The sequence below is a fragment of the Paenibacillus sp. Marseille-Q9583 genome (assembly GCF_976954365.1).
On the sequence record NZ_CDRJTB010000020.1, the window covers coordinates 25,600 to 40,393 of the forward strand.

Sequence of the window (14,794 nt, forward strand, 5' to 3'; positions counted from 1 at the left end):
AGGATATTATACTGATGACATTCTGAAAGGGGCTATGTCGGTGGTACAGTTACCAAAAGTGAACGAACTCGGATTTTTTGAGATTCGTCTGGAATCAATTGGAGGGCTAGGCGCGAACTTAGCTGGTAAAATGCTTGCAGAAGCAGGCGTTGTCGGTGCTGGAATGAATGGAGTGAGCTTTTCATCCTATGGTTCTGAGAAAAAGGGATCAGCGGTAAAGGCACATATCCGTTTTTGTGATTTGAACACACCTATTCGTGACACTTCACCGGTAGAACGACCTCACGTCGTGGGTATATTCCATGAAGCGTTGGCAAAGACCGTCAACGTGACTAGTGGAATTTATGATCATAGCACGGTGCTAGTGAACTCGGCTAAGTCGCCAGAAGAATTGAAGTCCTCCCTGCACATGATGGCAGGAACTATAGCTGTTGTTGATGCTACATCGATCGCATTAGATGAGAAGAACCGCGTAAACATGGCAATGTTAGGCGCATTGTTCCGGATGTGCGATTTCTTGGATCCTGAAATTATGAAGGGTGTTATCGAGAAATCACTTGGAAAAAAATATCCGCAGGCTGTTCAATCCGCACTAACTACTTTCGAACGTGGATTTAATGAAGTTACTTTCATGCATTTCCCTTTGCCTGAAGGTGCGATTATGCCTGAGTTCGTTCGGTCCGATATTTCGGCCTTAGGTTATGAAACTCAGCCTATTGGCGGTACCATTACGAATCCTGGCAGCAGCTTTTTAAAGAATCTAAGCATTTCAAGATCCGGTTTATTGCCTCATTTCAAATTAGAGGATTGTATTCATTGTGCGCAGTGCGATACGGTATGTCCTGATTTATGTTTTGTTTGGGATGAGCAGCCTGATAAGAAGGGACGTCCGCAAATGTTCCTTCAAGGGATTGATTATCAATATTGCAAAGGCTGTTTAAAATGCGTAGAAGCTTGTCCTACAACGGCTTTGTCTGGCGAACGCGAGGAAGATGACTACGCTGAGAGCCATACGGTCCGGCATATTTTTGATCTTGTTACTGAGGCTTAATTAACGGAGGAAAGGTGGAACACATGTGGCTATTGATTATGAAAAAGAAGTAAGCTCTACGAAGGTAGAGCAGAAATTCCTATATGAATCCGGCAATGAAATGGCGGCTTATGCTGCCCATCAAATAAATTATCATGTCATGGGTTATTTTCCGATCTCCCCATCGACAGAAGTCGCTCAATTTCTTGATACCATGAAAGCGAACGGTCAGCATGATATTATGCTTATTCCATCAGATGGCGAACACAGTTCTGCAGGAATCTGTTATGGGGCTTCGACGGCTGGTGGACGTGTATTTAATGCTACCAGTGCTCAAGGTTATATGTTCATGCTAGAGCAATTGCCGGTACAAGCTGGTACACGGATGCCTATGGTAATGAATTTGATCTGCCGCTCGATTTCTGGTCCGCTTAATATTCATGGTGACCATTCTGATTTGTATTTTGCGCTAAATACGGGCTGGCCGATTCTGATGTGCCGTGATCCACAATCCGTTTATGATATGAATCTGATGGCACTTAAGCTTGCTGAGCACGCCAAAGTGCGTCTTCCAGTAATGGTAGCATCAGATGGGTACTTTACTTCTCACCAGAAACGTCGCGTACAGGCATTTACTCACCGTGAGGATGTTCATAAATTCGTTGGCCCACAACCACCGGTAGGCTTCACAGATACACTAGACCGCAATAATCCAGTTACTGTAGGTCCTTACATGAACGAACCTGATTATATCAACAACCGTTATCAGCAGTCGGTAGCGATGTATAATGCGGGTGAAGTCTTCGAAGAAATTGCTAAGGAATTCGCTGAATTGACTGGACGCCACTATCCAATGATCGAAGAGTATCGGATGGAAGATGCGGAAGTAGCCGTATTCTTGATGAACTCTGCGTCAGAAATCATTAAAGATGTTGTGGATCAGCTTCGTTTACAAGGGATCAAAGCAGGTGCAATTTCGCCGAATATGATTCGTCCTTTCCCGCAGAAGCAAATCGCTGAAGCGCTGAAAAATGTTAAGGCAATCACCGTAGGCGACCGTGCGGATTCGGTTGGTGGTCACGGCGGTAATATGGTAAATGAGATCAAGGCAGCCTTGTTCACCTATGGTAACACTACTACAAAGGTAATTAGCCGTATTTACGGGTTGGGCGGTAAGGACTTCTACGCAGAAGATGGTCATGCATTCTTCCAATTAGCACTCAACGCCGTTGCTGCAGACCGTGTTGAAGTTCCATTTGACTACTATGGTCACAATCCAGGTGCACCGGACAAAGCGCCACAGCGTCTATTGAAGCCGATGGACTTTGATTCGCTGAAGACAGGATTAATTACGGTTAAACAGGATGAAGCAACAGGGAAATTAAGTGTGCGGATACCCCCACTGCGCAGCTTGACGAAGAAACCTAAAAGGCTTGCTCCAGGTCATGGCGCTTGTCCAGGCTGTGGAATTTTCTCGGGACTGGAGACGTTCTTCAAAGGCATCGAAGGGGATATCGTAGCGCTTTATCACACGGGTTGTGCGATGGTAACAACTACGGGCTATCCATATTCTTCTCATAAATCAACGTTTATTCATAACCTGTTCCAAAATGGTGCTGCTACCTTATCCGGTGTCGTAGAAATGTTCTGGGAACGCAAACGCCGTGGTGAATTGGACGGACTTGGGCTTCAAGACGACTTCACATTTGTAATGGTAACTGGTGATGGCGGAATGGACATCGGAATGGGACCTGCAATTGGGGCTGCACTACGCGGTCACAAAATGATTATCGTAGAGTACGATAACGAAGGTTACATGAACACAGGTGCTCAGCAGTCCTATTCCACACCACTGGGTCACCGTACATCTACATCCAGCATTGGCAAGAATCAGCAAGGTAAAGTTACACAGCATAAGGATACTGCGCAAATCATGGCAGCTACTAATATTCCATATGTCTTCACAGGTTCCGAAGCTTACCCGCAGGATCTTGTGAAGAAAGCGGCAAAAGCACAATGGTACGCTCAGAACGAAGGACTTGTGTACGGTAAAATCCTGATCGCATGCCCACTGAACTGGATGTCTGAGGATAAAGAGGGTACCAATATCGTCTCGCTGGCTGTTGAATCTTGCTTCTTCCCTCTATATGAAGTGGAGCACGGTTCTACGAATATTACGTACAATCCAGAGGATAAGGGCAAACGTGTTGAGCTCTCCGCTTGGTTGAAGACAATGGGCAAAACCCGTCATTTACTGAAGCCTGAGAATGAGCCGGCTTTACGCAGCTTCGAGGCAGAAGTGGAGCGTCGCTGGAATCGTCTGAAAGCGAAACATGAGCATCCTGATTTGTAAAATATATTGATTCATAACCCGGCAGATTAGTCTGTCGGGTTATTTTGTATTTAACTTTATAGAACAGATTTGTCATTGACATAAAATACGTCAAAATATAGATGGGGTTAATTGGATTGGATATATTTTATATCAAAATAACAACTGGCTGACCGGAGTAGCGCACACGCAATCGCCGCGTTTTTGGACGGGAGGCTGGTAGTTCATGAAGGCAAGTTTTCCGTTTCTATTATCGCTAATACTGCGTATGCGGATGCTGTACAGGAGATTTAGGGGGGCAAGGGTTCGGAAGATCGGAAATTCTTATGAACAGAATTCACAAAGCGTCCTTCTTTAGATGGAAGATCTCTGAGGACATGATTCAATATGTAGCTAATTATCCGGATTCTTTTTTAAGGACTGAGTAACAATTTTGGTTCGTAAGACATGCATGAGTCCTCTAGGTGCCAAATTTGATGTGGTATTATATGGAGAATGTAGGAGAGAGGAAGAGTGATTTTAATGAGCTGGATCTTTTGGATTTGTTTTATTGTTTCTTTACTAGTGTCCTATTGGGATCAGCGAAAAACATTGAGATTAAATGATTGGGTGTTAATTATTGGGGCTTTTTTACTTTGTGAGTTCTACGTCAATTTCTTTGGGTTACTGATTCCTGTAGGTTTTATCATTGGATTGATTGTTATGAAAAAAAAGAAGCAGTTTCTTTTTTCAAAAGCACTTATTTTTGGGTTGATTAGTGTCTGTGTTATTTTCTATGGTCCTAAGATTAGTTTGAGTGAAATCCATGAGCTAACGAAGGCTAATAAATATACTGAGCAATTTAATCAGATTAAATCCATTTCACAATTTTCCGTCGAATCTGATATTAACGATGTACTTCGGACGTCAGCAAATCAATTAAAAGATAAAAATCCAAAGTCAGAAATATCTGTAGACGATCCTCATGTAGCCTTCAGAATATGGGTTCTCCAGCATAGAAATGTAGCTCTAAAAGATTTAGATTGGTTATGGTATGAGGCACCTTTAGAATTACATTATTATTGGCAATCTAATCGCCCAGATCAGCTAGTTACACTGGAATACGTTATTTTTAATGAGGTTGGATACATGGGTGTTTTTGAAAGAGAAAATACGACAAGTCCATACTATTTACGGAAGATTTTTGAGTTTGATCGGTTGAAAATAAATAACCCACAAATCCCTTGATCATATACAAATGGAGGTTAATCACTAAACTAAGTCTTAAGAGCCCTCTTCGAAGGAATTGGGACTCTGAAGTCCGAAACTCTTCTAAAAAGGCTGAAAACTAGCGAATAATGTCAACTGGGTCCGGTAGCCTCAGGGATTATAATCTAAATATACAGAGCAGCGAATCTATGAAAATAGAATACACAAGCAGTCAAATATTTTCTGCAGAAAAAAGCGAGAGAAGACCCAATGCATTTAGCACGAGTCTGTCTCTCATTTATAGGGGACTTTTAATAGCATTGTGAAGTAGAGTTATCTTCCACCTCTAGGCATCATGGAGTTATCAACAAATACATCTTTAACAGAATAGGTGTAGCAATGGCGAGGAACGGGTACACAGTGATGACGTCTTATGATTTCAATAGGATGAATCACATTTACTACTTGTGGGTGGAAGTGATCTTGATAAACCACTTTAGGTGGGTCTGTAACAGTTTGGGCCGGGCATTTTGGACAATCAGACATTTCCTTCAGCTCCTTTTGTGTGTGGACTTACCGTATTATACGCACAGAACAAAAGCCTGCTTGGTTGTTTGTCTATTGTGTTTAAAAATGGGTTTTTGCTTAACGCTTGTAAATTTCACGCATAACATGGCGAAGTTCCGGGATAATTAACCGTTCCATAGCCAGTTTTACAGCTCCAATAGAGCCCGGCATAGAAAAAATAGCGGTCTTTCCCATGGTGCCGGCGATGGCTCGACTCAGAATAGCGGCCGAACCGATGTCCTCAGTGAAGCTTAACATTCGAAAAATCTCACCGAAGCCAGGTAATGTTTTATCTAGCAAAGAGGCAACAGCTTCATAGGTTGTATCCCGTGGGGAAATCCCTGTTCCACCAGTCAGGAGTACAGCTTCTATTCCGGCATGGTCGACACATTTATACAATAGCTCACGAATATCCTGATAATTATCTTTAATAATGGTGCTGCCTATTACTTCATACCCGGCTTCTTCGAGCAAAGATTTAATCAAAGCGCCTCCGGTATCTGTTTCAATAGTTCTAGTGTCCGAGACAGTAATGATATAGCAGGAAACGGTCTGAGGCGCTTCTTTCCGATGTTCTTCAACAGATGACAAATGGCTCAACTCCTAAATTATAGATGTTATCATGATAGGGTATGGCTGAAGTAAAGACAAGCTGTCTTATATTCACAGAATGCAGCTGGAATTATGGGTGCCGCTTGCGTGCTTCGCGTGCATGTAGTACACTCGCTACACATAACCGTAATTTGCTGGGGAGCGATGAAACATGGAACAGGTCGTACCTGTGTATATATTGTCAGGATTTCTGGGAAGCGGCAAAACAACATTGCTGCAGCGTCTCCTAGATCATTGGAAAAATCAGGGTTTACGCCCGGCTGTAGTGATGAATGAGCTTGGGGAAGTGAATCTGGATGGATTGCTTGTTGAGCAAACTGTCCCTATGGCTGAACTACTTGGTGGATGTATTTGCTGTTCTATCCGAAGTGATCTTAGTACAGAACTCGCAACACTGATCAAGAAGGAGACTCCGGATGTCGTAGTGATCGAGGCAACAGGCGCTGCCAATCCGCTGGAAATTGTAGATGGCGTAACCGAGATTTCGTTGTATCAAAAAGTAGAACTGAAAAGCTTGATCACCGTCGTTGACGCCGCGCATCTTCTTGAACTGTATCGCGCACAGCAGGGGGCAACTTATCGTTTGATGCAGGAGCAGATTCGCTGCGCTTCTGTCTTGCTATTGAATAAAATTGACCGTGTAACCGCTGAAGAGGCGGAAGAGGTTAACGCTGTACTGCGGAAATGGAACGCTTATGCACCCATTCTGCCAACTGTGCGTTGTGAGGTGGAACCGGAGGAACTTCTGCGTGATGCAGGTGGAGTTCTTACGGATAAACAGCTGGAAGAGGTTGAGGACGCAAGCGAAAGCTTCATGCATGATGAAGATGAACACACTACTGGTGGCACACATACTAGCCACGATCATGTGATGGCGTACACACATTATTTTAAACGTCCAGTAAACAGTGAAGAATTCGAACAGTTCGTTAAGGAATTGTCGCGAGATGTTTATAGAGCTAAAGGTATTGTGACCTTTAATGACACCTCCAGCCGGTTTCTTTTCCAATATGCCTATCGTGAAGCTGATTTTATGAAAATCACACCACAAGGCGAAGTGCCTGACGTTGCCGTATTTATCGGCGAACATTTCTCATCAAATGAACTGCGCACTAGGTTACTGGAGATGGAGGGACGTACCTTCGTTCGTCCTAGTATAGTTAAGAGAAGTCTATAATCAGATCTCCTTGTCAGAAGTTGTAATGGTTCATTCCTAATCTTGTAGGTTAATAGTATCGCATACCCTATAAAAATACAGGAGGTTTAAGGCTATGACCCGAATTCAATATCAGGAGTGCATTGACGCTTGTTTAGAAAGTATGAATGCCTGTAATTATAGCTATGTCTCAAGCCTAAAAGAATATGATCTTGCTTCTCTGCGTGAAAGCATGCGGCTAGATCGTGAATGTGCGGATATTTGTTCATATGCCGTACAAGCGATGACTCGCCAAAGTCCGTTTGTAGCCGGAATTCTCCGTCTGTGTGCCGAAATTTGTGAAGCCTGTGCAGATGAAAGCAGTAAGCATATACATACACATTGTCAGGAATGTATTGATGCCTGCCGTAGATGTGCTGAGGCGTGCCGTTTGATTAGCGATGCGGTTGAAGTATACGCGTAAGGTTGTATACCCAACCTAACAATATAATAAGCAAATGACCAGACCATTGCTGTGAATGTACAGCATGGTCTGTTTTTCTTTTTAGCACAAGGCTAGATTAAATTTCGTTTCTAGAAGAGGAAATATGTAGGGAACTGGAGAATTAACAGTAGATATGAAGCGAACATAAACTTCTCCGAATCACCTGGATGATATCAGTTTATTATAGCTCTGGCAGGCCGAACAGAAGTGGAGGGGAAAGATGAAGCATACACAAGTACCAGAGAGTGAACAATCCAAGGAGTTATTTGCGTATTTTGGATTAGCAGTTTATTATGGTCAAGCTCTAGAACAGCAGTTGACCAATTTGTTATTGCTCACCAAATTATCACAAGGGAAGACGCCCACTGAAGCAGATCTGACTGATTTGTATCAGCGAAAACTCAGCAATTCACTCGGTCAACTCATCAAAGAAATCCAGCATCACTTTCCTTTCTCAGAGCAAGAAACCGCTCAGCTAGAAGAAGTGTGGAAGCAGCGTAACCATATCGTTCATGATTATTTCAAGGAACGGATACAAGAAACGTTCACCCCCGCTGGAAGGGCGAAAATGATTGAGGAGTTAAAACGATTCAAAAATAAAGCAAGAAGGCTAGAGATCAAATTACAAGGCTATTGTACAGAAATGTTCACGAAACTGGGGTTAGAAGAGGAGACTTTACACTAATAACCCTTCTAATCCGCACTCCTCAACAACCTCCGGTCTAAAATGAATCTTAGAAGCTCTAACGCAGCGTGACAGTGCAGATAGAGCTTCGCCTAATGCCGGAAGCATCTCTGGCGTTAGGTGTTCACCCGGTTCCCACCACCAATTCATAATGTTCAATGTTTGGCTCTTCTTATTCATCACTGGTTCAAATCTCGCAATAAAACGATCATTATATAATATAGGCAGTACATAATAACCATACTCCCGTTCCAAGGCTGGTTTATAGACTTCCCAACGGTAATGAAATCCAAATAATTGTCGGATCAGCTCTCGATCCCATATCAAGTTATCGAGTGGAGCTAAGACAGCCGCAAACGAATAACTTGAATGACTCTCAGCATCTTCAGACTCCTGCTGTATTACAGCTTCTAAAGTTAGAGCGTCCATGCTACGGATGTAGAGTGGAAGCTTAATACCCTCCACTAGAACTTCCCTGAGACTGTCCGTCATTAACAGTCTTTGAATCGCTTCAGTACGTTCCTTGCTCTTTAGACCAGAAATTCCAAGCCATCCATCGCCAGATTTATTCCATAAAAGTCCGATGCTACCTATTCTACGCAGCACATACCAATCATGAAATTGTTCATCAGTAGGGTTAGGGTCTTCAGTGTTTAAAAGATTATGAGGAAGCAGGCGTTCAGTGAAATCGTAATACCGACGGGTATGAACACGATGATGAACGACTACTTCCCCCCAAAAGTACATACTTTCCAAAGCGGCCCGGGTTAATCTAGCCGGAGCCCAAGCCCAATCCACCTTATCCTTACCATCTAGATCCAGAGAGGAGAGGGGACCGCGCTTTAATAGCTCTTCACGAACCTGTTCTACTGTAGCCATTACTGGCTCATTGGCCCGATGGTGTGTGGCTGATGCCTCTCTTCTGCGTTTAAAATAAGGCCAGTCCTCTGTACAATAAATGGACATGTTCTTGTCCCAGCCATCTATTAGAAGTCGGTCTTGATATAGTAGCTCTTGGGCTTGCTCAGGTGTGAAACCGGGAACTCGTGCTTGGAGGACAAGCTCATGGTTATGGCCTGCGATGTTAAGCGGATCATATTGGATACAGCCTACGTGACGAACATAATCATAAATACTAAGTTTACCTGCAGGGAGAGCGCTCCTAGTTAACTTTTGGTGAGCCAGGAGAAAAAGTCGGGCTTGCTTCTTAGTTATAGTGTATGTACGCATCAAATGCCTCCTTCACCTATATGTATTATTTTTCATTCTACAGAACAAACGTTCTAATATCAAGTATAGAAAAACCCTGAATCACTGAATGTGACTCAGGGGATCGATTACATCTTCTCTAACGATGGTTGCAAGCTGCCTAACGAAGGTCGGGAGGGTGCACCATTGTTATTATCTATGCTGTTAGAACCAGCACCTACTTGTAGCTGGTACATCCGGAAGTATCTACCGCCGAGTGCCATCAGCTCATCGTGGCTACCGCGCTCTACAATCTCACCATGATGCAGAACAAGAATCTGATCTGCACTGCGAATCGTGGAAAGACGGTGTGCGATGATGAATGTGGTGCGTCCTTTTTTGAGGACTTCTAATGCATCTTGAATGACGCTTTCTGTCTCCGTGTCGATATTTGAGGTAGCTTCATCAAGAATCAGAATAGCTGGGTCGAAGGAGAGCGCTCTGGCAAACGAAATCAATTGCCGCTGACCTGCAGAAAGGGTGCTCCCCTTTTCAATAACCGGTTCATCAAAACCTTGAGGAAGGTGGGCCAGCAATTTATCTGCTCCGACTTCCCGTAAAGCCCGTTCAACCCGTTCGCGTGAGATTCGTTCATCCCCCAGGCTGACATTGGAAGCAATAGTACCAGTGAAGAGGTAAGGGTCTTGAAGAACAATCCCCATGTGATTGCGTAGCCATTGCTTCGGAATATCTGTAACCTTCTGGCCATCAATCGTGATTTCACCTTTCTGTGGATCATAGAACCGGAATAATAAGTTAATTATCGAGCTTTTTCCGGAACCGGTGTGACCTACTAGAGCAACAGTTTCGCCTGGACGTGCTTCAAAGGAAATATCGCGAAGGACGAAGTCTTTTTTATAAGCAAAAGAGACGTTCTTAAACTCCACTTTTCCTTTATAGCGCGGCATGGAACCATCGGTAACATTCTCCCCAGGCTCATCCATAAGAGTAAACACACGACCCGCAGACACCATAGAAGTGTCGAGATTTGCAAGCTGATTCACCATACCTGTAATCGGTTGGAACAAACGTCCAAGCACATCGACGAAGGCGTATAGAACACCTAAAGATACAAATGTAGAACCCGTAATACTGCCATGTCCGAAATACCAAAGCACCATCACAAAAGAGAGACTGCGTAGAGAGTTCACCAGGTTGTGGGAGGTAAAGGCATTCAGATTCAGCATTTTATTCTGATATTTCAAATAGTCATCGTTCAGATGCTCAAATTCTTCACCAAGCTGCTTCTGACGGCGGAATATACGAACAATGGACATTCCTTGAATCGATTCATTAATGATAGCGTTGATCTCACTCAGACGTGAGCGAATGATCGTATTGTATTTTGTAGCGATTTTGCGGTAGAGCACGATCCAAAGAATAAGAATCGGGATGATGAACAAGCTGATCAGACCTAGCCGAACATCGAGCAAGAACAAGGCGATGTATACACCAGTAATATTAATAATACCAGTACTGAAATTAGAGAGAACGGCAATAAATAGATCCTTAATCGCCTCGGTATCATTAGTTACACGTGACACTACCTTACCTGCTGGCAAGTTGTCAAAAAAGTAAACCGGAAGTCGCTGGATATGCGCATACACATCTGTTCGTAGTTTTCGGATTACCTGATTCGCCGAAGATTGCAGCCAATAGGTTTTACCGAATTCGGCAAAGATCGAGATGACCAGGAAGATAGCGTACAAACCGACCAGCTGATAAATACCAGGAAGCTCAGGTTTGTAAAAATCAAACAGTTCATCCGCTGAAAGTTTAACCGCAGGATAGATGGCTTCATCCTGGCCGCGCGTGATATGCATTTCACCATTACTGAACTTTCTCTCACCATCGGACTGTGTTACGGCTTCATTGATAAAGTAGAAGCTTCGTCCCGATTGAAGAATGCGAATTTCTTGACCCTTAGCTTCCCCGGGTTCAAAACGGTCTCCGCGTTTGTAATAAGCGTTGTTATACTGAACCGCCTCATCTGGTGAGGTAGTACTAAAATAAGGCTTTTCGATGGCCAACATATGATTGTCAATCATGCTTTTGGCAATAAATGGACCTGCTAGTTCAGCCGCTACCCCGATGGAGAGGAGTAGAAGGGCTGCGATAAAGGTTTTTTTTGCGGTCAATGCGTATTCAAGCAGGCGTTTGCCTGTACTCTTTGTCAACGGTGACACCTCCTAAAAGTTTTGCTTAGTCATAGCTAGTATGTCTTTTAATCATTCGATAAATTATTCTCTACTTGCTGCCGGTCATACTGCTCGCGGTACCAGCCATTCATATCCAGCAGTTCTTGATGCGTACCACGTTCAACGATATGTCCGTTATCAAGTACGATGATCATGTCGGCATGTTGAACAGCAGAGAGGCGGTGCGTAGAGATCAATGTAGTCTTTCCCGAACGCTCTTGGCGAATATTCTCAATGATCTGAGCTTCAGTACGAGCGTCAACAGCGGATAAGGCATCGTCCAGAATCAGTACATCTGGATTTGCGATAAAGGCTCTGGATAAGGATACACGTTGTTTTTGTCCACCGGATAAGGATACTCCACGTTCACCAACCAACGTATCTAAACCATCGGATAATGTTCCTAAGTCATTTTGGAAGGCAGCAGCTGTGATTGCTTTCATGATCGTATCGTCATCCGCGTTGTCTAGACCAAATTGAATATTCTGACGTACTGATTTGGAGAACAGGATCTGTTCTTGAGGAACATAACCCATCCAGCTGTGTAGCTGATCCAATGAAATCTGTTGAATTGGAACTCCAGAGATGAGAATTTCACCATTACCTGTCGGATATTCACGAAGCAGCTGTTTGAGGAGCGTTGATTTACCGCTTCCTGTACGACCGACTACACCTAGTGTTTGCCCTTGGTTTAAGGTCAGACTGACATTGCTTAGATTGTCAATCGTCGATGAAGGATAACGGAAGGTCACATCGTTAAGTTCAATTCGGGTAGGATTTGCAACTTGAACCGGATTGGCCGCACTTTGAACATCCGCTTTGGAGTTTAGCGTCTCATCAATACGTTCGAGAGAAGCGCCACCACGTTGCATGATGTTAATAAGCTCTCCAATAGCGAACATCGGCCAAACGATCATTCCGAGGTACATATTAAAGGAGACAAGATCCCCTAGGGTGATCTGATTACGGAACACAAGATAAATTCCATAGGTAAGACCGATAATGTAGCTGAGCCCTACGCAGAACCGAATCGTCGGTTCGAAGAAGGCATCCACACGAGCGACGGCCATGTTCTTGTTGTATACATCTTCTGTAATATCCGAGAATCGTTTCTCATCGAGTCTTTCTTGTACATAAGCACGGATAACTCGCACACCTGAGACAGACTCGAGAACCTGATCGTTCATATCTCCGAACGCATCTTGAGCTAAGCTGTAACGATCATGGATCGCTTTACCATAAAAAATCATAGCTATTGCAATTAGTGGTAATGGTAAGACTGCTGCAAGTGTCAGCTTCCAGCTGACAAGAAAACCCATTGCGAATAGTACGACAGTGAGGTAAATTGTAGAATCCACCAGGGTGAGCATCCCGAATCCAACGGTAGCTGAGACAGCTCTGATATCATTGGTTGCCCGAGCCATCAGGTCGCCGGTTCTATTGCGTTCGAAAAACGACGGGGTCATGGTCATCAAATGATTCATAAATCTCGAGCGCAGCAGGCGCTCTACGAGGTTGGAGCCTCCGAATAATTTGTGCATCCATATGTAGGTAATCCAATAAATGACTAGCAACAAAATGAGGATCATACCGATGTACTTGGCTAACGATGCTGTAGTAATAGAACCGCGTACTATGTCGTCAATGGCATTGCCTAGCAGACGTGGGGGGAATAATTCAAGAACACCTACACCAATAAGTAAGATAAGGCCAATCAGGTAACGCCTTTTTTCTCGGCGAAAGAACCAGCCGAGATTACGGAGAACGGAGAACAAGTAAATCCCTTCCTTTCGAGTTAAAGTACTAGCTGTGATGTTGGAAAAAAGCGCAAGTGGTTATCTCAACAGCCAAGAAAAAACGACGTTGTCGTCCTTCAAAGATGACAACCGACAAAAAAGGCACATCATCCGAAAACGGACGATATGCCTGTAATTTACAGCTATCATGCGCACGGTGCTATACAGCACCAGGCATGTGAGAGACCTTCAAGAACTAAAGTTATACGATCAATTACACTCGCAGGGAACTTCAGGATGGTTTCACCACTTGGGCTGCTTCGGTATTCAGTTGATTTGAAATTCTAACAATAGTGATATGATATGGCTGTAACTTCGTAAACACCGCGCTCACCCCTTTCATTGATTTAATAATATTTTGGTAATAACTAGTAGACCGTTAGTTATGTTCAGAGTTTATCACTCGCTTCGCAAAGTTGTCAAACTAATTTTTGAGGAGCTTGGGAAAACATTAATTGTATAAAGGTATTTGAATATCGATTCATTTTCAGTATGATTAGACTATACAAAGGAGCTGAGAGAGATGAACATGGAAATTAGTCAAGCAGCGGCAGCTTGGTTTAAAAGAGAACTGGATCTTAAGAATGGAGACTATATTCGTTTATTTCCCCGCTATAGCTCGGGAGGTGGACTTCACCCTGGTTTCTCACTGGGTATCGGGACGGAGGCACCAGGACGTCCGGCAATACAAGTTGAACAAGATGGTATTGTGTTCTACATGGAAGAGCAGGACTTATGGTATATGGAAGGCTACGGCTTAACTATTGTGTATTCTGAGGCAGACGATGACATTGAATATAAGTATGAAGCCAAATCGGTGCCTGGCGGAGTACAGGTATAAATGTCTTAATTTTGTTTTTTACTAATGTGAAAAGCCCTTGCCAAAAGGCAGGGCTTTTTCTAGTGTTGATATAATCAGTGCGAATTGCGAAACGTTTCTTCCTCCATAGCAAAATCGAAATCGTCAATGTCGTATACTTGAACAGGGACTCCACCTTCAATAATGCGTTGAATCAGCTCGAATTGATCTGTAAGAATAGGCACCTTCTCACGTTGTGAGGACAATAGAAGCTCCGTTTCGATAGGATCGAACGTTTCGCCGTAGACAGCGGTATCCATGCTGTTAATAATGGTAATCTTTGATTGTCCGCCTAGTAGAATACCAGAGCTTTTTGCCCAAGGAACGGCCAGACAGCGGTTAATTTTTTTAGCATTAAGTGGCTCTTCAAAATAGGCAATGAGCTCACCAATCTTGAGTTTGACATGCTTGTCATCATCTGGACGGTTCATTAACGGATCATCACTGTCCCGCAGTTCGTATAATTCCATCACGGTCGTATAAGGCACTATATATTCTACAGGGCTGCTCGATATGAGAAGCTGGCCGTAAATCGCCATCATGACGGCTTCCGTCACAAATTGTCTAGACATCTTTATCCTCCTGAAGTTCGGGTACTGCTATCGTACTTATGGACTTAAAAATATAAAAACACTGTAG

At 43.5% G+C, this 14,794-nt stretch carries 12 protein-coding genes; 7 read left to right on the forward strand and 5 right to left on the reverse strand.

Going from position 1 to position 14,794, the window contains the following annotated elements:
- Positions 1–40 precede the first annotated feature (40 nt).
- The 3 genes from ACWNM1_RS11860 to ACWNM1_RS11870 all read left to right on the forward strand — a co-directional run bounded on the left by ACWNM1_RS11860 (position 41) and on the right by ACWNM1_RS11870 (position 4,589).
- Entirely contained in the window at positions 41–1,051 is a 1,011-nt protein-coding gene (locus ACWNM1_RS11860; RefSeq protein ID WP_449601079.1) for a 2-oxoacid:acceptor oxidoreductase family protein, read from the forward strand.
- 25 nt (positions 1,052–1,076) lie between these two features.
- Entirely contained in the window at positions 1,077–3,383 is a 2,307-nt protein-coding gene (locus tag ACWNM1_RS11865) for a thiamine pyrophosphate-dependent enzyme (RefSeq protein WP_449601080.1), read from the forward strand.
- Between the two features lie 492 nt (positions 3,384–3,875).
- Positions 3,876–4,589: a hypothetical protein gene (locus ACWNM1_RS11870; RefSeq protein WP_449601081.1), complete on the forward strand. Its 714-nt coding sequence runs from the start codon at positions 3,876–3,878 to the stop codon at positions 4,587–4,589.
- A 606-nt stretch (positions 4,590–5,195) separates the two neighbouring features.
- On the opposite strand, the gene ACWNM1_RS11875 is transcribed toward ACWNM1_RS11870, so the two are convergent.
- Entirely contained in the window at positions 5,196–5,708 is a 513-nt protein-coding gene (locus ACWNM1_RS11875) for a MogA/MoaB family molybdenum cofactor biosynthesis protein (protein ID WP_449601082.1), read from the reverse strand.
- Between the two features lie 172 nt (positions 5,709–5,880).
- On the opposite strand from ACWNM1_RS11875, the gene ACWNM1_RS11880 reads away from it, so the two are divergent.
- The 3 genes from ACWNM1_RS11880 (at position 5,881) to ACWNM1_RS11890 (ending at position 8,054) form a co-directional block, all read left to right on the forward strand.
- Positions 5,881–6,906, forward strand: coding sequence for a CobW family GTP-binding protein (locus ACWNM1_RS11880; protein ID WP_449601083.1), 1,026 nt, complete (start codon positions 5,881–5,883; stop codon positions 6,904–6,906).
- A 94-nt stretch (positions 6,907–7,000) separates the two neighbouring features.
- Complete coding sequence (locus ACWNM1_RS11885; RefSeq protein ID WP_042128424.1) at positions 7,001–7,348, forward strand: four-helix bundle copper-binding protein; 348 nt, start codon at positions 7,001–7,003, stop codon at positions 7,346–7,348.
- Positions 7,349–7,589: 241 nt separating this feature from the next.
- A complete protein-coding gene (locus ACWNM1_RS11890) occupies positions 7,590–8,054 on the forward strand; it encodes a hypothetical protein (protein WP_042188942.1) in 465 nt (154 codons plus the stop codon).
- Here ACWNM1_RS11890 and ACWNM1_RS11895 read toward each other — a convergent pair.
- From ACWNM1_RS11895 to ACWNM1_RS11905, 3 genes are all read right to left on the reverse strand, one after another.
- Positions 8,046–9,284 (reverse strand): winged helix-turn-helix domain-containing protein, encoded by a 1,239-nt coding sequence (locus ACWNM1_RS11895; RefSeq protein ID WP_449601084.1) that lies wholly within the window; start codon positions 9,282–9,284, stop codon positions 8,046–8,048. The genes ACWNM1_RS11890 and ACWNM1_RS11895 overlap by 9 nt on opposite strands.
- 107 nt (positions 9,285–9,391) lie before the next feature.
- On the reverse strand, positions 9,392–11,479 hold the full coding sequence (locus ACWNM1_RS11900; protein ID WP_449601085.1) for an ABC transporter ATP-binding protein: 2,088 nt from the start codon (positions 11,477–11,479) through the stop codon (positions 9,392–9,394).
- A 47-nt stretch (positions 11,480–11,526) separates the two neighbouring features.
- Positions 11,527–13,275: an ABC transporter ATP-binding protein gene (locus ACWNM1_RS11905; RefSeq protein ID WP_449601086.1), complete on the reverse strand. Its 1,749-nt coding sequence runs from the start codon at positions 13,273–13,275 to the stop codon at positions 11,527–11,529.
- Positions 13,276–13,819: 544 nt separating this feature from the next.
- On the opposite strand from ACWNM1_RS11905, the gene ACWNM1_RS11910 reads away from it, so the two are divergent.
- The gene (locus ACWNM1_RS11910) at positions 13,820–14,137 is read left to right on the forward strand and encodes a HesB/YadR/YfhF family protein (RefSeq protein WP_042188934.1); all 318 of its coding nucleotides are present in this window, start codon (positions 13,820–13,822) and stop codon (positions 14,135–14,137) included.
- A 74-nt stretch (positions 14,138–14,211) separates the two neighbouring features.
- On the opposite strand, the gene ACWNM1_RS11915 is transcribed toward ACWNM1_RS11910, so the two are convergent.
- Entirely contained in the window at positions 14,212–14,727 is a 516-nt protein-coding gene (locus ACWNM1_RS11915) for a hypothetical protein (protein ID WP_042128412.1), read from the reverse strand.
- Positions 14,728–14,794 lie beyond the last annotated feature (67 nt).